This is a genomic window from Streptococcus mitis (assembly GCF_946188585.1).
Taxonomy (GTDB): domain Bacteria; phylum Bacillota; class Bacilli; order Lactobacillales; family Streptococcaceae; genus Streptococcus; species Streptococcus mitis_DG.
The window spans coordinates 284,975-311,030 of sequence record NZ_CAMHVI010000001.1; the positions used below are offsets into that span (position 1 = coordinate 284,975).

The window sequence follows — 26,056 nt, forward strand, 5'->3', positions numbered from 1 at the left end:
GATATAGAGTTTTTCTGCTTTATTTAATGTGTTTTTCTAGTTCTTTTTGGTACTTACCGTTTGATTCCAATTTTTCTTTTTGCCATTTTTTCAGTGCTTCTTCATATTCTTTTGTCGTAACGATATCTTTTTGCAATTTCATTCCTTTAAAGATATATGGGTCACCCTTAATACCAACTTGTGAGTATGGTTTTGAGAATGGCACGACATTACTTACAACTGGAGAACCACCAGATGAGGCTGTTGGCATCAATAATGAACTATCTGTCAACCAAGCTTGAGCCTTGGCATATTTTTCATAGCGTTCTTCAAGATTTGTAGTCTCTGAATCCGCATCATCCAATAATTTCTTATATTGGTCCAAACCAAGTTTCGCTACAACATCCTTATCTTTTCCTTTAGTAATACCGAGGTGTTTCATAGCAGAACCTGATTTAGGATCCATAATATTCAAGTAAGATGCTGGGTCTTGATAACTTGGAGCCCATCCTGTACTGTTCAAATCATAGTCTTTTTGAGAAGGAACACGCGCTTGAGAAGTGATTGTTTCCTTTTCATTATCTGTCATTTGAAGAACATCAATAACAACATTTTCAGCACCAAGAGTTGATTCGATAGACTGTTTGAAAGAGTTGCTTTGTTGAACAGCAATAGTATCTGTTTGTTCAACTGGAACATCCAAGTGAATTGGGAAAGTTACCCCTTTAGATTCCAAGTCTTTCTTAGCTTTTTCGAATGCAGCTTTAGCCTTGTCAGGGTTGTAGATAGAATCCTTACCGTCAACTAGCTCAACACCTTTCCACTGGTCACCATAGTTCACCAACTCTGCTTGAGCGATTTGACCAAAGTTCTTACCCCCTGCTTGTACAAAGTTGTCAGGAACAAGGCTATTACGAATAATCTTGTCCGCACCGTCTTCACCATTTAGCTGGGCAGCATAAGAATGGCGGTTGAAGGCAAAGTTGATAGCCTGACGGAATTCCTTATTAAGCATAGCTTCTTTAGTAGAAGTCTTTTGCTCTTCACTTGTTTTCGCAGTTTTATTATATGACTGACGATTTACGTTAAAGGTGAAGTAATAACTACTTGAGTCCTGTGGGCTATAAGTGATTTTATCTCCGTATTGTTCCAAAGTTGAAGCAAAGTTTGAGCTACTTGGGAAGAGACGAGCTGTCGTATAGGCACCTGAAGAGAAGCTACGAATCAACGATTCCTGATCAGAACCATCGTAATAAGTCAATTTAATCTTCTCAATTTTCACCTTTTCTTTATCCCAATAATTTGGATTTTTCTCGTATTCAATCAACGATTTAGAAGTCAAGGTCTTCAAGATATAAGGACCATTGTAGAGAATTCCTGCTGGAGTAACTGCTCCATAATCTTTACCTGACGCCTTCAAAAACTCTTCATTTACAGGCAACATAGTTGCTGTGGTGACTTTAGAGTTCCAGAAGCTTTCTGGTTTGTTTAGGGTATATTCAACTGTGTAATCGTCCAATGCCTTGACACCAACTGTAGAGAAATCATTGGTCTCACCAGTCATGTAGGCATCCAAGCCCTTGATTGAATTTTGGATGAGAGAAACACCGTCTGACTTGCCGTCAGCTACGTGTTTTAGTCCTGTCACAAAGTCATGGGCTGTTACTTCTGCGTATTCTTCACCTTCTGATGTGTACCATTTAACTCCTTTACGAAGTTTATAGGTATAAGTCAAACCATCTTTTGAGACAGACCAATCTTCAGCCAAGGAAGGAATAACATTCCCGTATTGGTCGTTTTCCATCAATCCATCAACCACGTTCCCGATGACATCTGTTGTAGATGTACGAGTTGCTACACTATAATCCAAAGATGCCGGATCTACTGCATAGACATATGAAAATGTTGTCGGTGCATCTGCTTCTTTATCAGCTTTTCCACAAGCCACTAATAGAGCTGTTGTACTCAGGACTACTCCTGCTGTTAAGAGCCACTTTTTCGATTTCATAAAAAATCTCCTTTAGTTTATTTTAATCTACTTTTACAATCCAACCTTCTGGCGCTTCAATATCGCCAAACTGAATTCCTGTCAATTCATCATAGAGTTTACGAGTCACAGGACCTACTTCTGTTTCACTATAGAATACATGGAAATCATCACCGTGCTGAATACCACCAATTGGGGAAATCACTGCTGCGGTGCCACAGGCACCTGCCTCTACAAAACGATCCAGGTTATCAATTGGGACATCACCCTCAATAGGTGTCAAGCCCAAGCGGTGTTCTGCCAAATAAAGTAAAGAATACTTAGTAATAGATGGCAAGATAGAAGGACTCAATGGTGTTACAAATTCATTATCAGCTGTGATTCCAAAGAAATTAGCTGAACCGACTTCTTCAATCTTTGTATGTGTCGATGGGTCTAGGTAAATAACATCTGAGAAATGACGTGACTTGGCCAATTTCCCTGGCAAGAGACTTGCAGCATAGTTTCCACCAACCTTAGCTGCACCTGTACCATTTGGCGCTGCACGATCGTATTCATCCTGAATCAAGAAGTTGGTTGGAACCAATCCACCCTTAAAGTAATTTCCAACTGGCATGGCAAAGATAGTGAAAATGTACTCTTCTGCTGGTTTTACTCCGATAATATCTCCTACTCCAATCAAAAGAGGACGAAGATAAAGGGTTCCACCTGTTCCATATGGTGGAACATATTCTTCATTGGCACGAACAACTGCTTTACAAGCTTCTACAAACATTTCTGTCGGAACTTGTGGCATCAAGAGACGGTCACAGGTACGTTGCAAGCGTTTAGCATTTTCATCAGGACGGAACAGTTGAACACTGCAATCCTTAGTACGATAAGCTTTCAAACCCTCAAATGCTTGTTGTCCATAGTGAAGACTTGGAGAAGACTCTGAAATATGCAAGGTTGCATCTTCTGTAAGTTCTCCTTGATTCCATTGTCCATTTTTAAAATGAGCAATATAGCGATAAGGTAATTTCATATAGGAAAAACCGAGATTTTCCCAATCAATCGTTACTGTCATATTCCACTCCTTATTCTAAAAACCTATTTCTTTTATTCTACACTATTTTTCTAAAATAGCAAGTATATTTTGTAATTTTCAGAAAATTTCTTCAATAAAAAAGAACCAGCTCTTAGAACTGATTCTTCATTTCACTTATTTAGCTTCAGTAAATACTTCTTTAAGATAAGCATCAAAAACTTCTTCATCTGAAATGGTGTCTGAAATAAAGCTTCCATTGCTAGTACGTTCTGACAGGTTCAAGTCTTGTAATCGGCTTTCATAGATTGTTCCTTTGTTTGATTGAACAAGCAGAGTTTGGTCGTTCTCTTCCACATCTGTACTGAAGAGATCACCAATAAAGCCTTGTTCTGCAACCGCTCCTGCCAAGAAGACACGATGCGGTTTGTTTTTCAACTCACGCAAGACTTGTAAGCCACGTTTGGCACGACTTGTTGCCGGAATTTCGTCAATAGAAACACGTTTCAAACTTCCACGTTGGGTCAAGAGGTAGAAGGATGAGGTGTTACAGATAAAGGCGGATTGGAGGACATCATCTGCTTTCAGGTTCATAGCTTTGACACCTGCAGCCTTAGCACCGACAACTGGTACCTCTTCGATATTGAAACGAAGGGCATAACCATTTTGGCTAATCAAAAGAACATCATCTAGTTTAATCGGAGCCACTGCTACAATCTGGTCTGTCTCGTCTTTGAGCTTAGCATACTTGACAGACTTAGATTTATAGGTCCGCCATGGAGTAAATTCTTTGCGTTCTACACGCTTGATTTGACCGAGACGAGTAGCTGCAAAATAAGTTGTCGCATCATCAAACTGATCCACGACTTCCACATAAAGGATTTCTTCGTTAGTTTCAAAGTTTGTAATGGTTTGACTCAGATGCTCTCCGATGTCCTTCCATCGAATATCTGCTAATTCATGGATTGGTCTGTAGATGACATTTCCAAGAGTAGTGAACATCAAGAGGTGCTGGGTTGTCTTGGCAGCTTGTACAAAGATCAAACGATCATCGTCACGTTTGCCAACTTCCTCTAGCGTTGAAGCTGCAAAAGAACGTGGGCTGGTACGCTTGATGTAACCTGCCTTGGTCACGCTGACGTAGGTATCTTCCTCGGCGATCAGACTAGCTGTATCAATCTCGATTGCTTTCGCAGTGTCTTCTAAGCTACTCAAACGCGGAGTCGCAAACTTCTTCTTAACCTCACGAAGTTCTTTCTTCATAAGATTGTACATGGTACGTTCATCACCAATAATAGCAGCAAGCATAGCAATCTTCTCACGAAGTTCTGCTTCTTCTTCCTGCAAGACAACCACGTCTGTATTGGTCAAGCGATACAGTTGCAAGGTAACGATAGCCTCTGCCTGCTCTTCTGTAAAATCATAGCTGACCTTAAGGTTTTCCTTGGCGTCAGACTTATTCTCAGAAGCACGGATAAGCGCAATGACTTCATCCAAAATCGAAATCACGCGAATCAAACCTTCAACGATATGGAGACGTTTCTCAGCCTTTTCCTTGTCAAAGCGGGAACGCGCCAAAATCACTTCTCGACGGTGGGCGATGTAGCTAGACAAGATTGGAACAATCCCAACCTGACGAGGCGTGAAATTGTCAATCGCCACCATATTAAAGTTGTAGTTGATTTGCAGGTCTGTGTACTTGAAGAGATAGTTAAGAACCAGCTCGGTATTGGCGTCTTTCTTGAGTTCGATAGCGATACGAAGACCATCACGGTCAGACTCATCACGAACCTCAGTAATCCCTGCAACCTTGTTATTGACACGAACATCATCGATTTTCTTAACTAGATTGGCCTTATTGATTTCATAAGGAATCTCAGTGATAACGATTTGTTCCTTACCACCTTTTAGCTTTTCAATCTCAGTCTTGGAACGAACAACCACACGCCCTTTCCCAGTTTCGTAGGCTTTCTTGATTTCGTCACGCCCTTGGATAATCCCTCCAGTCGGTAAATCTGGTCCAGGCAAGAATTCCATGAGCTTGTCCACCTTGGCAGTTGGGTGGTCAATCATGTAAACCGCCGCATCGATGACCTCAGCTAAATTATGCGGTGGAATATCTGTCGCATATCCAGCTGAAATACCAGTAGAACCATTGACTAAAAGGTTTGGAAAAGCTGCTGGCAAGACTGTCGGCTCTTTCTCGGTATCGTCAAAGTTCCAAGCAAAAGGAACAGTCTTTTTATCGATATCTTGAAGAAGGTAGCCAGCAATTTCAGACAAACGCGCCTCAGTATAACGCATAGCCGCAGGCGGATCTCCGTCCATAGAACCGTTATTACCGTGCATTTCAACTAGAATCTCACGATTTTTCCAGTCTTGAGACATACGGACCATGGCATCATAGATGGAACTATCACCGTGGGGGTGGAAATTCCCCATGATATTCCCGACAGACTTGGCTGACTTACGGTAGCTCTTGTCAAAGGTATTGCCATCCTTATTCATCGAATAAAGAATACGACGTTGCACAGGCTTCAATCCATCACGAATATCTGGCAAAGCCCGGTCTTGAATGATGTATTTGGAGTAGCGACCAAAGCGCTCTCCCATGATGTCCTCTAAGGACATATTTTGGATATTACTCATATAGGATACAGAGCCCGTAAAATATCAAGTAAAAATAGGAAATTCTTAAAGCGAGCGATGCTCACAAGAGAATTTATCTTTTTCACACAGCATTTAGGGCGTGTTCAACTCCTTTCAAAGAATATAGAGTAGGTTTTGTAGAAGAAGGATATTTTACGGAAATTAGTCCCGTGTTCAGTTACGATAAATAACCAAACGACCCTTTCTGTAGTTTAATCTTTTAAATTAAGGTCTTTATTTAGTTAGCGATTAATCAGTCTCTCCTCAGCATACTGAATCATCTTCTCAGCTACTTTCATATCATAATCAAATCCCATCTTTTGAGCAAGAATTTGAGCTTCTCTGTGGAAGAGATTCATTGTGGAGAATAGGGATTGAGTGATTTTCTCTACACTTGAAAAATCAAGCAGATTTGAGAATTCTTTCCCTTTCTCTGTAGGTAAATACTGGAAAAGATACTTGTAGTTCTTGCCGATATCGACTGTTCCATTATCACTTGCAACCTGCCAAGCCAAGACTTTTAGTAACTCTTGCTGACAGATACCATAGAGATGATCGATCGCATAGATGACTTGCTTGCGATGAATACCCTTGACCACATAGGCTGATACCCACCAAAATTCATTGCAGACTTTTTCAAAATCTATCTGACTAGCTGGACTTGTCCAGTAACGTTGAGGACTGGGAGAATAAGACTCAAACAAACCCTTAGGGTCCTCTAGCACCGTGAAATCCGCTTCACTTTCTACCCACTCCTTGATATGCACTTTAGGACATAGAGTCAAATCAATCCGATTGCCATCCTCAAAGAGCATAAGATAGAGACGACGCTTGCCTAGGATATTATGCTGCTCAATGATACGAGCGCCAAACTGGTCCAACCAAGCAAGGTCACTCGTCAAATTATCTAAGTCGTCCACGACATAAACAACATCATAGTCTTGAAACTCGTCTTTTGGTGCTTTTGTATCAGTTCGTGAACCAGATAGAGCGACAGCTTCGACTTGTAACTTTTTAGCTGTTTTTAAAATCAAATTTAACATTTCTGAATTAATTATCCCTCCTCAGATTTTTGAAGTACTGGAAAAATATTCTTTTTGTTAAATCTATATATATAGTGATATTCTTCTTGATTAAACGTATACGATGAAACAGTATTTTTATTTATCTTAAATTCTAATGTTTCTTTATATAAATTTTTTGATAAATCATATAAAAGAATATCAATTGAAAAGTCAATTTGACTATAATCATAGGTATCAGAATAATTATCCATATAATCTATTTCATAATCATTAAAATTTGGAACACGAAATTGTAAGTATATCTTTCTCTTCTCACCTTTTTTTATAACAAGATAGTTATTTATTATTTTTTCTTTCAATTCCATTAATTTTATACTTTCTTTATTATAGTTCAAAATATAATCTTTAACTATGGCATTTCCTAACCCAACATTTTCCATCTCCAAACAAATAATAAGAGGTTCAGTTTTATCGAATGAATATCCCTTTTTATCCATTTCTAAATAATCAAAAGACATACTATGATGATTATTTAGAATATCATCATCTGTTTCTATTTTTTTTAAATTATAAATAATATACGGAAGAATCTCACGACGGTGTTCAATTTTTTGCTGAAGTCTGTTATCTCTTAATGTCCAATAAATACCGAAAATACTGACAATTGAACTAACTATACTACCAAAATAACTTAGCCAATCCCCTTTTAGGGATGAAAATATTCCTATATCAAACCAGTCAATCAAAAAACATAATAAACTAATTATAAAAAGAAAAATTAAAGAACAGACTATTATTAATTTTACTTTTTTTATCATTTTTCTTACTTTTCAATTAATTTCATTCTATTTCTTTAGAGGATTTTTATCTCACTATTTTAAAAAATAACTCCCCCACTCTCTTCCAGCGTAAACTTGACATTATCCTCAATCCACTTACGTCGTGGTTCGACCTTGTCTCCCATGAGGACATTGACGCGACGTTCTGCTCGTGCTAGGTCTTCAATCGTAACACGGATGAGGGTACGGGTTTCTGGATTCATAGTTGTTTCCCAGAGCTGGTCCGCATTCATCTCACCAAGACCTTTATAGCGTTGGAGGGTAGCCCCTTTACCAAAGCGTTTACGGAGTTCTTCTAGCTCTCCGTCCGTCCAAGCATAGGCCACTTCTTCTTTCTTGCCTTTTCCTTTGGACATCTTGTAAAGAGGCGGAAGGGCGATATAGACATGACCTGCCTCAACTAACGGACGCATATAGCGGTAGAAAAATGTCAAGAGCAAGGTCTGGATATGGGCACCGTCGGTATCCGCATCGGTCATAATAATAATCTTGTCATAGTTGGCATCTTCAATAGAGAAGTCTGCCCCAACACCCGCGCCAATAGTATAAATCATGGTGTTAATTTCTTCATTTTTGAGGATATCCGCCATCTTGGCCTTGGCTGTATTGATAACCTTACCACGAAGGGGCAAGATTGCCTGGAACTTGCGGTCACGGCCTTGTTTGGCAGAACCACCGGCAGAGTCCCCCTCAACCAGATAGAGTTCATTCTTAGCAGGATTCTTAGACTGGGCTGGGGTCAATTTTCCAGACAATAAGCCCTTGTCTTTTTTATTTTTCTTACCATTACGGCTCTCATCACGCGCCTTACGTGCAGCTTCGCGAGCATCACGCGCCTTGATAGCCTTGCGGATGAGGTTAGAAGCCAATTCTCCATTTTCCATAAGGAAAAAGGTCAACTTATCAGCCACTATTCCGTCCACAACTGGACGAGCTAGTGGGCTTCCTAGTTTGTCCTTGGTCTGTCCTTCAAACTGGAGGTGTTCTTCAGGAACCAAGATAGAAAGAACGGCAGCAAGTCCCTCACGATAGTCTGACCCTTCAAGGTTTTTATCTTTTTCCTTGAGAAGACCTGTCTTACGCGCGTAGTCGTTCATAACCTTGGTAATGGCAGACTTAAGTCCTGTCTCGTGCGTTCCACCGTCCTTGGTGCGAACGTTATTGACAAAGGATAGAATGTTATCTGAAAATCCGTCATTATACTGGAGGGCTACTTCCACTTGGAAACCATTGTCTTCCCCTTCAAAGTAAAGGACTGGAGTCAAGGTTTCCTTGTCTTCGTTCAGATAAGAAACAAAGTCTTGTACCCCATTCTCATAGTGGAATTCAATCGCTTCATCTGTTCGTTTGTCCGTCAGAGATAAGGTCACATTTTTTAAGAGAAAAGCTGATTCATTGAGGCGCTCTGAAATGGTATTGTACTTGAAGTCTGTCGTAGAAAAGATAGTCGAATCAGGCATAAACGTAACCTTGGTACCTGTCTTAGACTTAGGCGCTGTACCGATTTTCTTCAAAGTCGTAACAGGTTTGCCACCATTTTCAAAACGTTGCTTGTAAACTGCACCATCACGGGTAATTTCAACTTCCAACCAGCTTGATAGGGCGTTTACAACGGAAGATCCAACCCCGTGGAGACCACCTGATGTCTTATAACCACCTTGACCAAATTTTCCTCCTGCATGAAGAATGGTAAAGATTACTTCAACCGTTGGAATCCCCATAGCGTGCATCCCCGTCGGCATCCCACGTCCGTGGTCTTGCACAGTCAAACTGCCATCTTTATTGATAGTCACATCAATACGGTCACCAAATCCAGATAAGGCTTCATCGACTGCATTATCGACGATTTCCCAGACTAGGTGGTGGAGACCCGCACCATCGGTTGATCCGATATACATCCCTGGACGTTTTCGGACCGCATCCAACCCTTCTAGCACCTGAATGGCATCATCATTATAATTGTTAATATTGATTTCCTTTTTTGACACAAGGAACCTCCTATTCGTTCATCTTTACTATTCTACAAGTTTTCCAAGGATTTTGCAAAATTTTTCTTTCTCCGGTGTGACAATTTCAGAAGTGATTCTCTGCCTTTCTTTTCCATTTCATGATATAATAGTAGTATGATTACAATAGTTTTATTAATCCTAGCTTATCTGCTGGGTTCGATTCCGTCTGGTCTCTGGATTGGACAAGTATTCTTTCAAATCAATCTGCGCGAGCATGGTTCTGGCAATACTGGAACAACCAATACTTTCCGCATTTTAGGCAAGAAAGCTGGTATGGCAACCTTTGTCATTGACTTTTTCAAAGGAACCCTAGCAACGCTTCTTCCGATTATGTTTCATCTGCAAGGCGTTTCGCCTCTCATCTTTGGACTTTTGGCTGTTATTGGTCATACCTTCCCTATCTTTGCAGGATTTAAGGGTGGCAAGGCTGTCGCAACCAGTGCGGGAGTGATTTTCGGTTTTGCACCTGTCTTCTGTCTCTACCTAGCGGTTGTTTTCTTTGGAACCCTCTATCTGGGTAGTATGATTTCACTATCTAGTGTCACAGCATCTATCGCAGCCGTCATCGGAGTTCTACTCTTTCCACTTTTTGGTTTTATCCTGAGCAACTATGATCCTCTCTTCATCGCTATTATCCTAGCTCTTGCTAGCTTGATTATCATTCGCCATAAGGACAATATCGCTCGTATCAAAAACAAAACTGAAAATTTGGTCCCTTGGGGATTGAACCTAACCAACCAACATCCTAAAAAATAAAACGTCAGTTCATGAATGAACTGACGTTTTTTTGTATGCTTATTTTGATTTGATATAGTTAATACCATCTGCTTTTGGTGCGACTGCTTTTCCAAAGAAGGCTGCCAAGACAAGTATTGTCAAAACATAAGGTGCGATTTGAAGATAAACCGCAGGCACTCCTTGTAGGAATGGCAATTGAGAACCGATAACAGCCAAACTTTGTGAAAGTCCAAAGAAAAGACTAGAAAGCATGGCTCCGATTGGATTCCATTTTCCAAAGATCATCGCAGCAAGGGCGATAAATCCAGGTCCAACAATAGTTGTCACTGAGAAGTTAACTGAGATGGATTGAGCATAAATAGCTCCACCAATTCCACCTAGGAAACCTGAAATGATAACTCCTAGATATCTCATCTTGTAGACGTTGATTCCCAAGGTATCCGCTGCTTGAGGGTGTTCACCGACAGAGCGGAGACGAAGACCAAAGCGAGTCTTGAAGAGGATAAACCAAGCAAGGAATGAGAAGGCAATCGCCAAGTAACCAAGAAGACTAGTTGACTTGAAGAAGATATCACCAATGACTGGGATATTTGCCAAGACTGGGAAGTCAAAGCGTCCAAAAGTTTGACTTAGGTTGTCGGTTTGTCCTTTGTTATAAAGAACTTTAACCAAGAAAACAGCCAAGGCTGGCGCCATCAAGTTCAATACCGTACCACTGACAACATGGTCTGCACGGAAATGAACCGTCGCTGCTGCGTGGATGATGGAGAAGAGACCACCAACCAATCCTGCTACAAGCAAAGATAGCCATGGAGTTGCTGCTCCAAATTGTTCTGCAAATTCAAGGTTAAAGACAACTCCAGAAAAGGCACCCATAACCATAATTCCTTCAAGACCGACGTTTACCACACCACCACGTTCAGAGAAAACACCACCGATACTTGTAAAGATGAGGGGCGCTGAGTAAATCAGCATAGAAGACACCAAGAGGGTGAGCAAGGTTGTAATAGACATCTTTACTTACCTCCTTTAACTTGTTTTTTCGGTTTGACAAAGCGTTCGATAAGGTAATGAACACTGACAAAGAAGATAATAGACGCTGTTACAATGCTGACAAGCTCAGACGGTACCTGCGCCGCATTCATACCTGGGGCTCCAACTTGGAGAACACCAAACAGGAAGGCTGCAAAGAGAATACCAATTGGTGAGTTGGCTGCAAGCAGACTAACCGCCATCCCGTTAAATCCGACAGCTAAGGATGACCCCTGAACATAGACGTTCTGGAAGGTTCCCAGACCTTCAACAGCTCCACCAAGACCAGCCAAAGCACCTGAGATAATCATAGAGAGGATAATTGTTCGTTTTGCAGAAATACCAGCGTATTCTGATGCGTGAGGATTGAGACCAACCGCTCGGATTTCAAAACCAAGAGTTGTTTTCTTGAGCATGAACCAAATGACTGCAACGGCAATGAGAGCAAAGAAAATACCGATATTCATCCGCGAGTTACCAGTCAACTCAGCTAACCAAGGTGTCTGGTAGGTTGCATTAGCCCCAACACGAATGGTCGAATCTGTACTTTGCATGAAGTCTTTAGGAAAGGCATGGATAAAGGCATTTCCTACATACAAGACAATGTAGTTCATCATGATGGTTACGATAACCTCTGATGTCCCTAGATAAGCTCTAAGGATACCTGGAATCGCTCCGACAATCCCACCAGCAATCAAGGCAATTACGATAGTTGCTAGAATCATCAAAGGACGTGGCATATCTGGATGCGACAAGGCAAACCAACCACTGAGAATCCAACCAGCCAAAGCCTGACCAGGAAGTCCGACGTTAAAGAAACCTGCACGACTGGCAACGGCAAAACCAAGACCAATCAAGACCAATGGCCCCATAGCACGGAAGATTTCCCCAATCCCACGCAGACTACCAAAGGCTGTATAAAATAATTCTTCGTAGCCCCAAATAGCATCATAACCGAAGATCCACATGACAATGGCTCCGAGCAAAATTCCTAAGAAGACAGAAATCAAGGGAACCGAAATTTGTTGTAATTTTTTAGACATCACTCTTCTCCTTTCCCAAGTTTCCACCAGCCATCAAGACACCAAGTTCTTGTTTATTGGTTGTTTCTGGTGATACAATACCTTGAATCTTCCCATCGTGGATAACGGCAATACGGTCTGAGACGTTTAAAATCTCATCTAGTTCAAAGCTGACAACAAGGACAGCCTTACCGTTATCACGCTCTTCAATCAAGCGTTTGTGGATATATTCAATGGCACCGACATCCAAACCACGAGTTGGCTGGCTGACGATAAGGAGTTCAGGATCTCGATCAATTTCACGAGCAATAATTGCTTTTTGTTGATTTCCTCCTGAAAGAGCCGCTGCTGGAACAAACTCACTAGCAGCACGAACATCAAATTCTTCCATTAGCTTTTTAGCATAAGAAGTAATATTTGAATAGTTCAAAATTCCATTTTTACTATGTGGTTCTTTGTAGTAGGTTTGAAGGGCAATATTCTCAGAAATCATCATTTCCAAAATCAAACCATCACGGTGACGGTCTTCTGGAACGTGCCCAACACTCAACTCTGTAATCTGACGTGGATGCAAGCCTACAATTGAATCTCCTTTTAGCTCAATGCTACCAGATTCAACCTTGCGAAGGCCTGTAATGGCTTGAATCAGTTCAGACTGACCATTTCCATCAATCCCCGCAATCCCAACAATCTCTCCCGCACGAACATCCAAGGATAGATTTTTAACAGCAGGGACACCACGGTTTTCATTGACCACCAAATCTTTGATTGATAAGACCACTTCTTTTGGTTGAGAAGCTTGCTTCTCTGTCTTAAAGGAAACAGAACGTCCCACCATCATTTCTGCCAAATCAGCATTGGTAGCCCCTGCAATTTCGACTGTTTCAATTGATTTCCCACGACGGATAACTGTAACGCGGTCAGAAACTGCGCGAATCTCGTCCAACTTGTGGGTAATCAAGATAATTGATTTTCCTTCTTTGACAAGATTTTTCATAATAGCCATCAACTCATCAATTTCTGATGGAGTCAAGACAGCCGTTGGTTCGTCAAAGATAAGGATATCAGCCCCCCGATAAAGGGTTTTTAAAATTTCTACACGTTGTTGGGCTCCAACTGAGATATCTGCTACCTTGGCAGAAGGGTCCACAGCTAAGCCATAACGTTCAGAAAGAGCCTTGATTTCTTTGCTAGCTCCAGCGATATCTAACACACCATTTTTAGTCAATTCACTTCCTAAAATGATGTTTTCAGCCACTGTGAAAGCCTCTACCAACATAAAGTGCTGATGAACCATTCCGATTCCCAAGCTAGCTGCTTTAGATGGTGAGTCGAGGTTGACAACTTGACCGTTGACCGCAATTTCACCACTGGTTGGTTCAAGAAGCCCTGCTAACATATTCATTAGCGTGGACTTACCAGCCCCATTTTCTCCTAAAAGTGCATGAATTTCACCTTTTCGTAGGTGCAGGTTGACTTTGTCGTTGGCAACAAATTCACCAAACACCTTGGTAATATCACGCATCTCAATGACATTTTCGTGTGCCATGTGCTCTTCCTTTCAGAGTCTTATTTTATTTCAATAAAACTTGCTAGTTTGTCTAGTAGCAAGCTTTACTGAGACAAAATGACTTTGTCTCAACTCTTAAAAAAGCGGCCGAGGGCCGCTTCCTAAGAAATGACTTCCATCCATTATTTTTCAGGAACTTTTACGCTTCCATCAAGGATTTTAGCTTTAGCATCTTCAACAGCTTTTTTACCTTCTTCTGAAAGGTTTGTCACTGCCAAGTCAACCCCTTTATCTTTCAATGAGTAAACGATCACTTGACCGCCAGGGAATTCACCTTTTTCTGCCTTGTTAGCAATATCTTTTACAGTTGTACCAACTTGTTTCAAAGTAGATACAAGAACAAAGTTTGATTCTTTTCCATCTTTAGAAGTGTATTTACCTTCTCCCACTTGGTCACGGTCAACACCGATAACCCAAACTTTTTCACTTTCAGAACGGCTTTCGTTGAGTGATTTAGCTTCTGCAAAGACACCTGCACCTGTTCCACCTGCTGCTTGGTAAACAACGTCTGCACCAGCTGCGTATTGTGCTGCTGCAATTGTTTTACCTTTAGCAGCATCACCAAATGAACCAGCGTAGTCAACTTGTACTTTGATAGATGGGTCTACTGACTCAACACCAGCTTTAAATCCAGCTGCAAAACGTGAGATAACCTCGGACTCGATACCACCTACAAAACCAACTTGTTTTGTTTTAGTTGTTTTAGCTGCTGCAACACCTGCAAGGTAAGCAGCTTCGTTATCAGCAAATGTTACGCTCGCAACATTCTTTTGATCTTTAATCACATCATCAATCAAGACATAGTTCAAGTCAGAGTGGTCTTTTGCTGCTTCTTCAACTGCATTGTGAAGGGCAAAACCAACTCCGAAGATTAGGTTGTAACTTCCAGCCGCTTGTTGCAAGTTGTTAGCGTAGTCAGCTTCACTTGTTGATTGGAAATAAGTAAAACCTTTATCTTTTGAAAGATTGTGTTCTTTACCCCAGTCTTGCAAACCTTCCCAAGCTGATTGGTTGAATGATTTGTCATCAACACCACCAGTATCAGTGACGATTGCTGCTTTTGTCTTCACATCAGAAGATGAAGCTGCGTTACGAGAAGAGCGGTTACCACATGCAGCAAGTCCAACTGCTGCCACTGCAACTAGACCAAGGCCTAGCCATTGTTTCTTGTTCATTACTGAACCTCCTAAATAAGATGTGCAACGATGTTGCAAGTATGGATTGATTGGCCACAAGGACCGTGCACTCAGAGAGTGGCTCAGACTAGTTTAAGTCTGTAAAAGAGTATGGAAGTAACTCCCCGACCGTCATCTCGACCGTCGATTTATCTTTTGCGACTAAAGTCACTTTTAGATCTTGTTCAAAAAATTCGACCATTACTTGGCGACAAGCACCACATGGTGAGATTGGTTTTTCAGTCTGTCCATAGACAATCAATTCTGAAAACTCTCTTTGACCTTCGGAAACTGCTTTAAAAATCGCTGTACGTTCTCCACAGTTGGTCAAAGGATAGCTAGCATTCTCGATATTCACTCCCGTGTAAACACTTCCGTCTTTTGCCACTAAAACTGCTCCGATAGGAAAGTGAGAATAGGGGACATAGGCATGTTTGCTGGTTTCAATTGCCAGGTCAATCAACTCAGTAGTCGCCATCTGCCAATTCTCCTTTTAAAATGGCTACACCAGCTGACGTTCCGATACGGGTCGCACCTGCTTCTACAAAGGCAAGAGCATCTTCATAAGAACGAGCTCCACCAGCAGCCTTGACACCCATATCAGATCCAACTGTTTCACGCATTAATTTAACATCTGCTATCGTAGCGCCACCAGTTGAAAATCCAGTAGATGTTTTAACAAAATCAGCTCCCGCTTTTTGGGCTAATTGACAAGCCACAATTTTTTCTTGGTCTGTCAATAAGCAAGCTTCAATAATGACTTTAACCAACTTGTCACCACTTGCTTCTACTACTGCACGAATGTCTGATTCAACCAAATCAAGATTTCCTGATTTGAGGGCACCGACATTGATCACCATATCAATCTCATCTGCGCCATTTTGGATAGCTTCTTTGGTTTCAAATGCTTTCACGGCTGAAGTTGTTGCTCCCAGTGGGAAACCGACTACTGTGCAGACCTTGACATCTGTGCCTTTAAGCCCTGTTTTAGCATATTCAATCCAGGTCGGATTGACGCAGACGCTGGCAAAATCATACTCTCTAGCCTCAGACAACAAACAATCAATTTGATTTACTGTCGCATCTTGTTTCAAAAGTGTATGATCGATATATTTATTCAATTTCATATTCGGATTCTCCTGCAGTTTATGAAATTATTTCTATAATTTCTCGTAAACTTTGCACACTATCATTTATTCTAACATATTTTTGAAAATCTGTAACTAGCTGAGAAGAAATTTTTCCATTTGTGTATACTTTTGCAACAATTTCTCCCTTTTGAACGGAATCTCCAACTTTCTTTTCAAAAACAATTCCTGTCTCATAGTCCAAGGCATCAGACTTGACTGCACGGCCTGCCCCCAGTCTCATAGCATAAAGCCCAAATTCCATAGCTGGAAGAGCTGAAATGACACCTGTTTCCTGAGCAGGGATTTCCACCACATGGGCTACATTTACAGGACGATAGAGATCTTCTAAATCTCCACCTTGGGCTTGGACCATCTCCTCAAACTTAGCAAGCGCTTGTCCATTTTCAAGATGTTGGCGAACTTCCTCAAGTGTCTTGTTTACATTTGCCAGACCAAGCATAATTTGAGCCAATTCACAGATGAAGTGGGTAATATCCTGACGGCCTTGTCCTTGTAAAATCTCCAGTGCTTCAAGGATTTCCAGACGGTTTCCAATCGCTCGTCCCAAGGGCTGGCTCATATCCGTAATCACTGCGACTGTTTTTCGACCAACAGCCTTACCAAGATCCACCATGGTTTTAGCCAGTTCTCGCGCTTCATCAACCGTTTTCATGAAGGCCCCCTCACCGACAGTTACGTCTAGCAAAATAGCATCCGCTCCTGCCGCGATTTTCTTGCTCATCACCGAACTCGCAATCAAAGGAATCGTGTCGACAGTTGCGGTCACATCACGTAGGGCGTAGAGAAGCTTATCCGCTTTGACCAGCTGGTCTGATTGCCCAATAACAGATACTCCAATGTCCTGCACTTGATTAATGAAATCCTCTTGACTGCGCTCGACTTGATAGCCCTTAACGGACTCCAATTTATCAATTGTGCCCCCAGTATGGCCGAGACCACGACCACTCATTTTGGCTACAGGCACACCAAAGCTAGCAACAAGGGGAGCCAAAATCAAGGTCACCTTGTCACCAACACCACCCGTAGAATGCTTGTCAACCTTAACCCCATCAATAGCTGATAAATCAAACTCTTGACCTGTATGAACCATATTCATAGTCAAATCTGAGATTTCTCGTGTCGTCATTCCTTTGAAATAAACAGCCATGGCAAAGGCAGACATCTGATAATCAGGGACAGTTCCTGACACATAGCCTTCTACCAGCCATTCAATTTCACTTGAAGTCAGCTCTTGACCATCTCGTTTTTTTTGGATTAAATCAACTGCTCTCATTCCTTCACACTTCTAAGGATATAGTATCCCTTATCTTTTTTGACGATTTCACAATTACCAAACACATCTTCCATCTTGGACTTGGCACTTGGAGCCCCTTGTTTTTTCTGGATAACGATTGTTAAATCTCCACCAATTCCCAAGAAATCTTTACTTTTCTCAATGATTTCATGAACCACTTGCTTGCCTGCACGGATAGGGGGATTGGAAATGACATGGTCAAATTTCCCTTCAACTTGTTCATAGATGTTGGACTGGAAAATCGTCGCTTCTACTTTATTTCGTTCAGCATTTTGTCTCGCCAAATCCAAGGCACGATTGTTGATATCGACCATGGTCACCTGAACTCCATAAGCCTTAGCTAAGGACAAACCCAAAGGCCCATAACCACAGCCTACATCAAGGACAGTCTCGCCTTGGTTGACCTCTAGACACTTGAGCAAAAGTTGACTGCCAAAGTCAACCATTTTCTTGCTAAAAACACCCGCATCTGTCAAAAAGGTCATTTTTTCTCCCAACAACTCTACTCTCAACTCATGAATATCGTGAGCAGCGTCAGGATTTTCTGCATAATACATTTTACTCATGAAACTATTTTACCATAATTTGACGAAATATTAAATCGTTTCCAAGTAATTTGACAATACGATGTAGTTTGTCATTATTGTTTTAATCGAGAGAAACTTTTTCTATAAGATACTAGATGTTTTTAGTCTCAAAATATGCTATACTAAGATATCGAATCAGAAAGACAAACTTATGACCAACGAATTTTTACATTTTGAAAAAATCAGTCGCCAGACTTGGCAATCGTTACATCGAAAGACGACACCTCCTTTGACAGAAGAGGAATTAGAATCCATCAAGAGTTTTAATGACCAAATTAGCTTGCAGGATGTTACCGATGTCTATCTTCCCCTAGCCCATCTCATCCAGATTTACAAACGTACCAAGGATGATTTAGCCTTTTCAAAAGGAATTTTCCTTCAACGTGAAAGCAAAGCCCAGCCTTTTATCATTGGGGTTTCTGGGAGTGTTGCCGTTGGAAAATCCACAACCAGTCGCCTACTTCAAATCCTACTGTCCCGTACACTTACAGATGCAACGGTTGAGTTGGTAACAACTGACGGCTTTCTCTACCCCAACCAAACCTTGATTGAGCAAGGGATTTTAAATCGAAAGGGATTTCCTGAAAGCTATGATATGGAAGCTCTTCTCAACTTCCTGGACCGCATCAAAAATGGACAAGATGTAGATATTCCTGTCTATTCTCATGAAGTCTACGACATCGTACCTGAGGAAAAGCAAAGCGTTAAAGCTGCTGATTTTGTCATTGTTGAGGGAATAAATGTCTTTCAAAATCCACAAAACGAGCGTCTCTACATTACTGACTTCTTTGACTTTTCCATCTACGTTGATGCTTCAGTCGATGACATCGAGAGTTGGTATCTCGACCGTTTCTTAAAAATGCTGAGCCTAGCCCAAAACGACCCCGATAGCTACTACTATCGTTTTACTCAAATGCCGATTGGGGAAGTGGAGTCCTTTGCCCATCAGGTCTGGACCAGTATCAATCTCACAAATCTACAAAATTATATTGAACCAACCAGAAATCGTGCTGAAGTGATTCTTCATAAAACAAAGAACCATGAAATCGATGAAATTTACTTAAAAAAATAATTTTCCCTTGTCAAAACGTAAGTTTTCAGATATAATGGTATAGTTAGTAAATATGGAGGTAAGAACATTGGCAAACATTAAATCAGCTATCAAACGCGCTGAATTGAACGTTAAACAAAACGAAAAAAACTCAGCTCAAAAATCAGCTATGCGTACTGCTATCAAAGCTTTCGAAGCAAACCCATCTGAAGAACTTTTCCGTGCTGCTAGCTCAGCTATCGATAAAGCAGAAACTAAAGGTTTGATTCACAAAAACAAAGCAAGCCGCGATAAAGCTCGTCTTTCAGCTAAACTTGCTAAATAAGAAACAGTCCATAGAGGCTGTTTTTTTGTCCTCAAATAAGAAAAGGCAGAAAATGAAAATCGCAATTATCGGATATTCTGGTGCTGGTAAGTCAACTCTGACAGAAAAGTTGTCTCACTACTACTCCATCTCAAAACTTCACATGGACACACTCCAATTTCAACCTGGTTGGCAAGACAGTGATCGCGAATGGATGTTGACCGAGATGAAAAACTTTCTAACAAAGAATGAATCTTGGGTCATCGATGGTAATTATTCTTGGTGTTTCTATGAGGAAAGAATGCAGGAAGCTGACCAAATCATCTTTCTCAACTTTTCCCCATGGACTTGTCTATTTCGGGCTTTTAAACGTTATCTCACATACCGAGGCAAGGTCAGAGAAAGTATGGCAGAAGGTTGTCAAGAACAATTTAATTGGGAGTTTATCAGATGGATTCTCTGGGATGGACGGAGCAAATCCGCTAAGGAACGCTACAAGTGGATTCAAGAAACCTATCCAGATAAAGTTGTTATCCTTAGGTCTCAAAAGGAGATAGATTACTTTTTAAAGACTCTCGAAAACAAGAAGAAAAAACAGCATGGATAACGTTAGCACTATACGAAAGACAAATATCGTTTTTAGTGTCTATTTTTTCCAAAATATTTTCTTCATTATTTACCAATCTATCCTATCTAAAACTCTGAATTAGATAAAAATAAAAAGGGATATTCATTGTCCCTTTTATCAATTTTTAGATTTTGAATATACAATAATCACAATCGCTAGGCCTCAAATCCTATTTACTCATTTAGAATGACTTTAAGGAAAGACTGAATTATATTTCGCTTTAATAAATAATAGGTAATGGAATGAGTGTTATAACCTTAATCTGAAAAAATAAAGGTTTCAGCTACTAAAAATGTGCAAGAAAAGCTTGATTTCATAAACTTAATCATCTTCGTTGCTATAACCTCGTCCCCAGTCATACCTAGCCCCAAGTAATTTCCAATTGATAGCTGGCAAAGGGATATCCCTCTTGATTTTGTAGTTGATAGTCTAAATAAATCTTTTGTCCATCCACTTGATAACAGCTCGTCTGGATAATAAACTCCTGCATACCCATGGGTGTGGGGATATAGGCTAAACTATCACTATCCTTTAGAAAACGCATAATTGTTTTCGGATTGGAAAAACGGGTCATCACCAGTTCTTGACCATGAAATTTAATGACTACTTTTTCCTTTTCCTCATTTAAAAAAAGCAGGTAGCTATAATCTCCCTTTTCATGCACTTCAACATCATAGAGTTGGTCAATCACTTCCAACTGCTCATCAAACTGAATCGTATTTCGCATCCGAATCTTCACATCAAGTCCTCTTTCTTGTCTCTTGTCCTACTATTTTACCAAAAAGAGCAGGATTTTGCTATAATGGTCATATGAACGAAAAAGTATTCCGTGACCCAGTTCACAACTACATCCATGTCAATAATCAAATCATCTATGACTTGATTAATACAAAAGAATTTCAACGCTTACGCCGAATCAAGCAACTGGGAACTTCCAGTTATACCTTCCACGGTGGAGAACACAGCCGCTTCTCTCACTGTCTAGGAGTCTATGAGATTGCTCGACGTATCACGGAGATTTTTGAAGAAAAATATACTGAGGAGTGGAACCCTGCCGAATCACTCCTCACCATGACCGCTGCTCTCCTACACGACCTTGGGCATGGTGCCTACTCCCATACTTTTGAGCATCTCTTTGATACCGATCATGAGGCGATTACTCAAGAGATTATCCAAAGTCCTGAGACAGAGATTCACCAAGTCCTACTACAAGTAGCGCCAGATTTTCCAGAAAAGGTGGCCAGTGTCATTGACCACACCTATTCTAACAAGCAGGTCGTGCAGCTCATTTCTAGTCAGATTGATGCAGACCGCATGGACTATCTCTTGCGCGACTCCTATTTTACAGGAGCATCTTATGGGGAATTTGACCTGACTCGCATCCTCCGAGTGATTCGTCCTATCGAAAATGGCATCGCCTTTCAGCGCAATGGCATGCATGCCATCGAAGACTACGTTCTCAGTCGCTACCAGATGTATATGCAGGTTTATTTCCACCCAGCAACACGCGCTATGGAAGTTCTCCTACAGAATCTTCTCAAACGTGCCAAGGAACTCTACCCTGAGGACAAGGACTTCTTTGCCCGAACTTCTCCACACCTCCTGCCTTTCTTTGAAAAAAATGTGACCTTGTCTGACTATCTGGCTCTGGATGATGGTGTGATGAACACCTACTTTCAGCTTTGGATGACCAGTCCTGACAAGATTCTTGCAGACCTGTCGCAACGCTTTGTCAACCGCAAGGTCTTTAAATCCATTACCTTTTCACAAGAGGACCAATACCAACTCGCTAGCATGAGAAAATTGGTTGAGGACATCGGCTTTGATCCCGACTACTACACTGCCATTCATAAGAACTTTGACCTTCCTTATGATATCTATCGTCCCGAGTCTGAAAATCCACGGACACAGATTGAGATTTTACAAAAAAATGGAGAACTAGCTGAACTCTCTAGCCTGTCTCCTATCGTCCAATCCCTTGCTGGCAGTCGCCACGGAGATAATCGTTTCTATTTTCCGAAAGAAATGTTGGACCAAAACAGCATCTTTGCAAGCATTACCCAGCAATTTTTACACTTGATTGAGAACGATCATTTTACCCCAAATAAAAACTAGAAGAGGAAATTTATGAGTATTAAACTAATTGCCGTTGATATTGACGGAACCCTTGTCAATAGCCAAAAGGAAATCACTCCTGAAGTTTTTTCTGCCATCCAAGATGCCAAAGAAGCTGGTGTCAAAGTTGTGATTGCAACTGGCCGCCCTATCGCAGGTGTTGCCAAGCTTCTAGATGACTTGCAGTTGAGAGACGAGGGTGACTATGTTGTGACCTTTAATGGTGCCCTTGTCCAAGAAACTGCTACAGGACTTGAGATTATCAGCGAATCCTTGACTTATGAGGATTATCTGGATATGGAATTTCTCAGTCGTAAGCTCGGTGTCCACATGCACGCTATTACCAAGGACGGCATCTACACTGCCAATCGCAATATCGGAAAATATACAGTGCACGAATCAACCCTCGTCAGCATGCCTATCTTCTACCGTACACCTGAAGAAATGGCAGGCAAGGAAATTGTCAAATGTATGTTCATCGATGAATCAGAGGTTCTCGATGCTGCGATTGAAAAGATACCAGCGGAATTCTACGAACGCTACTCTATCAACAAGTCTGCTCCTTTCTACCTCGAACTCCTTAAAAAGAATGTAGATAAGGGTTCAGCTATTACCCACCTAGCCGAAAAATTAGGATTGACCAAAGATGAAACCATGGCGATCGGAGATGAAGAAAACGACCGCCCTATGCTGGAAGTCGTTGGCAATCCCGTCGTTATGGAAAATGGAAATCCAGAAATCAAAAAAATCGCCAAATACATCACTAAGTCTAACGACGAATCCGGCGTTGCCCATGCTATTCGAACTTGGGTCTTGCAACAGGATTAGAATATAGAAAAAGTACCCCAGAAGTTAGAGATAAACGTCTCACTCCTGGGCTATTTTTTAGAATACAGATTACTCTTCATCATCAAACATCAGCGCATCCAGTTCTTCTCTTTCAGCTTCAATCACTTTTTTCTCTTCCCAAAGTGGCACGAGTAAGAAATGGTTGAACGGCACAACTGTAGCCATAGCTGTCGCTCCTAATGGGATAAATCTATTGGAATTTATAATAAGTACGATGTTTAGGATAGAAAATAATAGGAATAGAAGGATTACTAATGCTAGGCGAATTTTATATTCTTTTCTTAATTGCAAGTATTCTTCTTGTGTCATCTAATCTAAACCCTCTTTCTATTAAATTCTGAATAGTTGAAGAGCCTTATCATAGTAACTCCTACTGTAAATCTTTGATAAACTCCACAACTTGATGATTCTCAATCTTCACATAATAGCAACCGCTATTATTGACAAGTTTATCCCCTTCATATCTATCAATCTTTACAGCATAAAGACCACTAGGTAAGGGTTGATTGTTAAAAAACTCTTTCATTTGCGATTCAAGGTCTTTAAGATAAGCATTATATAACTGATCCTTCTTGTCTTCTGGAATGTAATATCGAAATTGAAATTCTGGTATAAAGATACCTTTTTGGAAAAGATAGTGAGCATCCATAGGATACATCCCTTGTAATGCTTGTCCTTTTCTTTGATTTTCCTCTAAAATTTCATCATAAAGATACATATTGCCAGATTTACTATTAAATTGAAAATCAATCCCATCGTACTTCAAAGCAGTCATTTTTGGATCTGTTATTGAACTATCCAATTTTTTTAAAAATTCGCTAGTACCTGGACTAATCTCAATCCCTAGATAGGCTAATTCTGGAAAAGCGCGATAAATTTGTTCATTTTGTTTGTAAGCAACTTCTGCATCCGTCTTTTTATACTTTTCGTTTTCCGAAGGACGAGTATAGTATTCAAAACGACTCTTAGCCTGATAAGTTTTACCAGCTATAGTTTCACTATAAGTACCATGGATAACAAATCCTCCCACGCTCGTATAGTTTTTTTCATATTTTTCTAACTTAAACTGTCCTGTAAGACCGTAGTTCTCATAAGAACGATGTACAGCTTGCTCAAGTTCATTCCGACTTGCATGGGCAAATAACCCCCACATATCCATCATAGCAATAATAGGACTAAGGATTATAAGCATTGCAATGGGAATAACTACGGATAAGCAACCTATTAATAAGCCTTTTTTCATCTCTTTCTCCTAAACATTCTATGCCTATTATAACATAAAAAGAGAGCGTTCTCTTTGCTCTATCTATATTTTCTTGCTTTCTTATGAAATAAAAAAGCAAGAAAAAAACACTGAATCTTCAGTGTTCTTTTTGTTTCTTTACACTTCTTAAAATGCCCCCTGCCGGAATCGAACCTGCAACTACTCCTTAGGAGGGAGTTGTTATATCCATTGAACTAAGGGAGCTAGATAAAAACCCTGCTGAAAAGCAGAGTTTTTTAGTCGAATTAACGACGGATTTCTTTGATACGAGCTGCTTTACCTTGAAGAGCACGCAAGTAGTACAATTTCGCACGACGTACTTTACCGTAACGAACAACTTCGATTTTTTCAACACGTGGAGTGTGGATTGGGAAAATACGCTCAACACCTACACCGTTAGAGATTTTACGAACTGTGTAGTTTTCAGAGATGCCAGCACCTTTACGTGCAATAACAACACCTTCAAAAATCTGGATACGTTCACGGTTACCTTCGACAACTTTCGCGTGTACACGAACAGTGTCACCAGGACGGAATGATGGGATATCTGTACGAAGTTGACCTTCAGTCAAGCTTTGGATTAATGGATTCATTTTATTCTCCTATCTTTGTCAATCTTGAGGAATCTTCCTCAGCGGATAAACTGTATTTTTGTGCGTCCATTACACACAAGATACAGTTTACCAAATTTCCACAAAAAAGTAAAGAAATTTATAGCAGAATTCCTAAAAAAATCGCAACTAAACCACCTAGGTAGGTCAAAGCTAAATAAGAATAAAATACCTTCTTATCACTTAACAATCTTTGGAGTTCGTCATTCAAGGTCGAAAAAGTTGTCAAACCTCCACAAAATCCTGTCGCCAGAATAGCATAGACTTCTTTAGACTCTACATGATTATAGAATAAGCCAATCAAAAAACAACCCAAAAGATTGGCTATGAGAGTTCCCAAGGGCAATTTAGCAGCTTGATTATAGCGGGAAAAGAAATACCGTACTAGGGCTCCGAAGCCACAAGCAATTGCAAGATAGACCATTACCATTTCTTCCTCCCCAAATAATAAGCTAAGAGCAGGCCTCCACCGATGCTCAAAAGCAAATACAGAACTAAACTAAGATAACGCCCTGTATCAAGCAGTTTCACAGCATCAAGCATTAGACTCGAAAAGGTTGTCAAACCTCCGCAAAAACCCGTCCCCAGTGCTAAAACAAAGCCCTTACTAGTCCCCTTATAGACCAGATAGCCTTTTACCAGATAAACCAAGCAGAAAATGCCCAGATAGTTGACAAAGAGAGTGCCCCAAGGAAAATCTGGACTGGCTGGTAACCAAGTGGAAACTAGATAGCGGACAAGTCCGCCCACCATGGCAGCTAGAAAAATTCCTAGCGGATAAAATTGTTCTTTTTTCATTTGATGTTTTGATCCTGATAATCACGTGAACGTTTAAGTATGTCAGAAAAAGTCGCGACAATAGTCTCCTGATAGCGCTTGTCCTCTACACGACTTCTAACCTTTTCAAAAATAACTTCTTCTCTCTTGGTATCTAAAATCGGTTTTCCTGATGCTTTCTTATAAGCAACTACACCCTCAACCAAATGCATTCGTTCTTCTAACAGTTTGACAATTTGGTCGTCGATTTGATCAATTTCTTGACGAATAATATCTAAATCCATACAGTCTCCTCCTTTATTTGAATTATTGTATCAAAAAGCCACTAAATAGGCTAGTAAAATCCCAACTCACGATAAAAAAATGCACTGATTGA

27 protein-coding genes and 1 tRNA gene are annotated in these 26,056 nt (G+C 40.6%); 6 read left to right on the forward strand and 22 right to left on the reverse strand.

Annotation, left to right across the window (positions count from 1 at the left end; translation table 11 throughout):
• Positions 1-19: 19 nt before the first annotated feature.
• The 6 genes from N8M66_RS01440 to parE form a co-directional block, all read right to left on the reverse strand.
• Positions 20-1,987 carry a peptide ABC transporter substrate-binding protein gene (locus tag N8M66_RS01440; protein ID WP_261045167.1) on the reverse strand — a complete coding sequence of 656 codons (1,968 nt, stop codon included), beginning with the start codon at positions 1,985-1,987 and terminating at the stop codon, positions 20-22.
• Between the two features lie 22 nt (positions 1,988-2,009).
• Positions 2,010-3,032, reverse strand: a complete 1,023-nt coding sequence (locus N8M66_RS01445; protein ID WP_261045169.1) for a branched-chain amino acid aminotransferase — start codon at positions 3,030-3,032, stop codon at positions 2,010-2,012.
• A gap of 135 nt (positions 3,033-3,167) precedes the next feature.
• The gene (gene parC, locus N8M66_RS01450) at positions 3,168-5,639 is read right to left on the reverse strand and encodes a DNA topoisomerase IV subunit A (RefSeq protein WP_261045171.1); all 2,472 of its coding nucleotides are present in this window, start codon (positions 5,637-5,639) and stop codon (positions 3,168-3,170) included.
• Between the two features lie 242 nt (positions 5,640-5,881).
• On the reverse strand, positions 5,882-6,682 hold the full coding sequence (locus N8M66_RS01455; protein WP_261045172.1) for an aminoglycoside 6-adenylyltransferase: 801 nt from the start codon (positions 6,680-6,682) through the stop codon (positions 5,882-5,884).
• A gap of 11 nt (positions 6,683-6,693) precedes the next feature.
• The gene (locus N8M66_RS01460; protein WP_261045173.1) at positions 6,694-7,482 is read right to left on the reverse strand and encodes a hypothetical protein; all 789 of its coding nucleotides are present in this window, start codon (positions 7,480-7,482) and stop codon (positions 6,694-6,696) included.
• A 59-nt stretch (positions 7,483-7,541) separates the two neighbouring features.
• Positions 7,542-9,491: a DNA topoisomerase IV subunit B gene (gene parE / locus N8M66_RS01465; protein ID WP_261045175.1), complete on the reverse strand. Its 1,950-nt coding sequence runs from the start codon at positions 9,489-9,491 to the stop codon at positions 7,542-7,544.
• Positions 9,492-9,626: 135 nt separating this feature from the next.
• Between parE and plsY the strand changes: the two genes are divergently transcribed.
• Positions 9,627-10,268: a glycerol-3-phosphate 1-O-acyltransferase PlsY gene (plsY, locus tag N8M66_RS01470; RefSeq protein ID WP_261022025.1), complete on the forward strand. Its 642-nt coding sequence runs from the start codon at positions 9,627-9,629 to the stop codon at positions 10,266-10,268.
• 39 nt (positions 10,269-10,307) lie between these two features.
• On the opposite strand, the gene N8M66_RS01475 is transcribed toward plsY, so the two are convergent.
• The 8 genes from N8M66_RS01475 to N8M66_RS01510 all read right to left on the reverse strand — a co-directional run bounded on the left by N8M66_RS01475 (position 10,308) and on the right by N8M66_RS01510 (position 18,060).
• A complete protein-coding gene (locus N8M66_RS01475; RefSeq protein ID WP_000029124.1) occupies positions 10,308-11,264 on the reverse strand; it encodes an ABC transporter permease in 957 nt (318 codons plus the stop codon).
• A gap of 2 nt (positions 11,265-11,266) precedes the next feature.
• Positions 11,267-12,325, reverse strand: a complete 1,059-nt coding sequence (locus N8M66_RS01480) for an ABC transporter permease (RefSeq protein ID WP_060806311.1) — start codon at positions 12,323-12,325, stop codon at positions 11,267-11,269.
• Positions 12,318-13,853: an ABC transporter ATP-binding protein gene (locus tag N8M66_RS01485; protein WP_261045178.1), complete on the reverse strand. Its 1,536-nt coding sequence runs from the start codon at positions 13,851-13,853 to the stop codon at positions 12,318-12,320. The genes N8M66_RS01480 and N8M66_RS01485 overlap by 8 nt, the downstream gene beginning before the upstream one ends.
• Positions 13,854-13,996: 143 nt before the next feature.
• Complete coding sequence (locus tag N8M66_RS01490) at positions 13,997-15,049, reverse strand: BMP family lipoprotein (protein ID WP_049539385.1); 1,053 nt, start codon at positions 15,047-15,049, stop codon at positions 13,997-13,999.
• 88 nt (positions 15,050-15,137) lie between these two features.
• A complete protein-coding gene (locus tag N8M66_RS01495; protein WP_261045180.1) occupies positions 15,138-15,527 on the reverse strand; it encodes a cytidine deaminase in 390 nt (129 codons plus the stop codon).
• A complete protein-coding gene (deoC, locus tag N8M66_RS01500) occupies positions 15,514-16,176 on the reverse strand; it encodes a deoxyribose-phosphate aldolase (protein ID WP_261045182.1) in 663 nt (220 codons plus the stop codon). Before deoC ends, N8M66_RS01495 begins: the two co-directional genes overlap by 14 nt.
• A gap of 19 nt (positions 16,177-16,195) precedes the next feature.
• Positions 16,196-17,473, reverse strand: coding sequence for a pyrimidine-nucleoside phosphorylase (locus tag N8M66_RS01505; RefSeq protein WP_261045183.1), 1,278 nt, complete (start codon positions 17,471-17,473; stop codon positions 16,196-16,198).
• Entirely contained in the window at positions 17,470-18,060 is a 591-nt protein-coding gene (locus N8M66_RS01510) for a class I SAM-dependent methyltransferase (protein ID WP_314725939.1), read from the reverse strand. The genes N8M66_RS01505 and N8M66_RS01510 overlap by 4 nt, the downstream gene beginning before the upstream one ends.
• Positions 18,061-18,232: 172 nt before the next feature.
• Between N8M66_RS01510 and coaA the strand changes: the two genes are divergently transcribed.
• The 3 genes from coaA to N8M66_RS01525 all read left to right on the forward strand — a co-directional run bounded on the left by coaA (position 18,233) and on the right by N8M66_RS01525 (position 20,043).
• Entirely contained in the window at positions 18,233-19,153 is a 921-nt protein-coding gene (coaA, locus tag N8M66_RS01515) for a type I pantothenate kinase (protein ID WP_261045184.1), read from the forward strand.
• A gap of 67 nt (positions 19,154-19,220) precedes the next feature.
• Positions 19,221-19,457, forward strand: a complete 237-nt coding sequence (gene rpsT / locus N8M66_RS01520) for a 30S ribosomal protein S20 (protein WP_001274000.1) — start codon at positions 19,221-19,223, stop codon at positions 19,455-19,457.
• Positions 19,458-19,509: 52 nt separating this feature from the next.
• Complete coding sequence (locus N8M66_RS01525; RefSeq protein WP_261045185.1) at positions 19,510-20,043, forward strand: DNA topology modulation protein; 534 nt, start codon at positions 19,510-19,512, stop codon at positions 20,041-20,043.
• 382 nt (positions 20,044-20,425) lie between these two features.
• Here the strand turns inward: N8M66_RS01525 and N8M66_RS01530 are convergent, their stop codons facing one another.
• The gene (locus N8M66_RS01530; RefSeq protein WP_261045186.1) at positions 20,426-20,803 is read right to left on the reverse strand and encodes a DUF1934 domain-containing protein; all 378 of its coding nucleotides are present in this window, start codon (positions 20,801-20,803) and stop codon (positions 20,426-20,428) included.
• 71 nt (positions 20,804-20,874) lie between these two features.
• On the opposite strand from N8M66_RS01530, the gene N8M66_RS01535 reads away from it, so the two are divergent.
• Together N8M66_RS01535 and yidA are read left to right on the forward strand one after the other, a co-directional pair.
• Positions 20,875-22,179 (forward strand): HD domain-containing protein, encoded by a 1,305-nt coding sequence (locus N8M66_RS01535; protein WP_261045188.1) that lies wholly within the window; start codon positions 20,875-20,877, stop codon positions 22,177-22,179.
• A gap of 12 nt (positions 22,180-22,191) precedes the next feature.
• Positions 22,192-23,007: a sugar-phosphatase gene (gene yidA / locus N8M66_RS01540; protein WP_261045190.1), complete on the forward strand. Its 816-nt coding sequence runs from the start codon at positions 22,192-22,194 to the stop codon at positions 23,005-23,007.
• Positions 23,008-23,076: 69 nt separating this feature from the next.
• Here yidA and N8M66_RS01545 read toward each other — a convergent pair whose 3' ends face one another.
• The 7 genes from N8M66_RS01545 to N8M66_RS01575 all read right to left on the reverse strand — a co-directional run bounded on the left by N8M66_RS01545 (position 23,077) and on the right by N8M66_RS01575 (position 25,964).
• Positions 23,077-23,337, reverse strand: coding sequence for a hypothetical protein (locus N8M66_RS01545; RefSeq protein ID WP_235228659.1), 261 nt, complete (start codon positions 23,335-23,337; stop codon positions 23,077-23,079).
• 61 nt (positions 23,338-23,398) lie between these two features.
• Entirely contained in the window at positions 23,399-24,271 is an 873-nt protein-coding gene (locus N8M66_RS01550; protein ID WP_042751402.1) for a hypothetical protein, read from the reverse strand.
• Between the two features lie 153 nt (positions 24,272-24,424).
• A tRNA-Arg gene (locus N8M66_RS01555) sits at positions 24,425-24,496 on the reverse strand.
• Positions 24,497-24,537: 41 nt separating this feature from the next.
• Positions 24,538-24,885 carry a 50S ribosomal protein L19 gene (gene rplS / locus N8M66_RS01560; RefSeq protein WP_001068669.1) on the reverse strand — a complete coding sequence of 116 codons (348 nt, stop codon included), beginning with the start codon at positions 24,883-24,885 and terminating at the stop codon, positions 24,538-24,540.
• Between the two features lie 118 nt (positions 24,886-25,003).
• Complete coding sequence (gene crcB / locus N8M66_RS01565) at positions 25,004-25,333, reverse strand: fluoride efflux transporter CrcB (protein WP_261045195.1); 330 nt, start codon at positions 25,331-25,333, stop codon at positions 25,004-25,006.
• Positions 25,327-25,701: a fluoride efflux transporter CrcB gene (gene crcB, locus N8M66_RS01570; RefSeq protein WP_261045196.1), complete on the reverse strand. Its 375-nt coding sequence runs from the start codon at positions 25,699-25,701 to the stop codon at positions 25,327-25,329. Before crcB (N8M66_RS01570) ends, crcB (N8M66_RS01565) begins: the two co-directional genes overlap by 7 nt.
• A complete protein-coding gene (locus N8M66_RS01575) occupies positions 25,698-25,964 on the reverse strand; it encodes a chorismate mutase (protein ID WP_000362440.1) in 267 nt (88 codons plus the stop codon). Before N8M66_RS01575 ends, crcB (N8M66_RS01570) begins: the two co-directional genes overlap by 4 nt.
• Between the last annotated feature and the right edge of the window lie 92 nt (positions 25,965-26,056).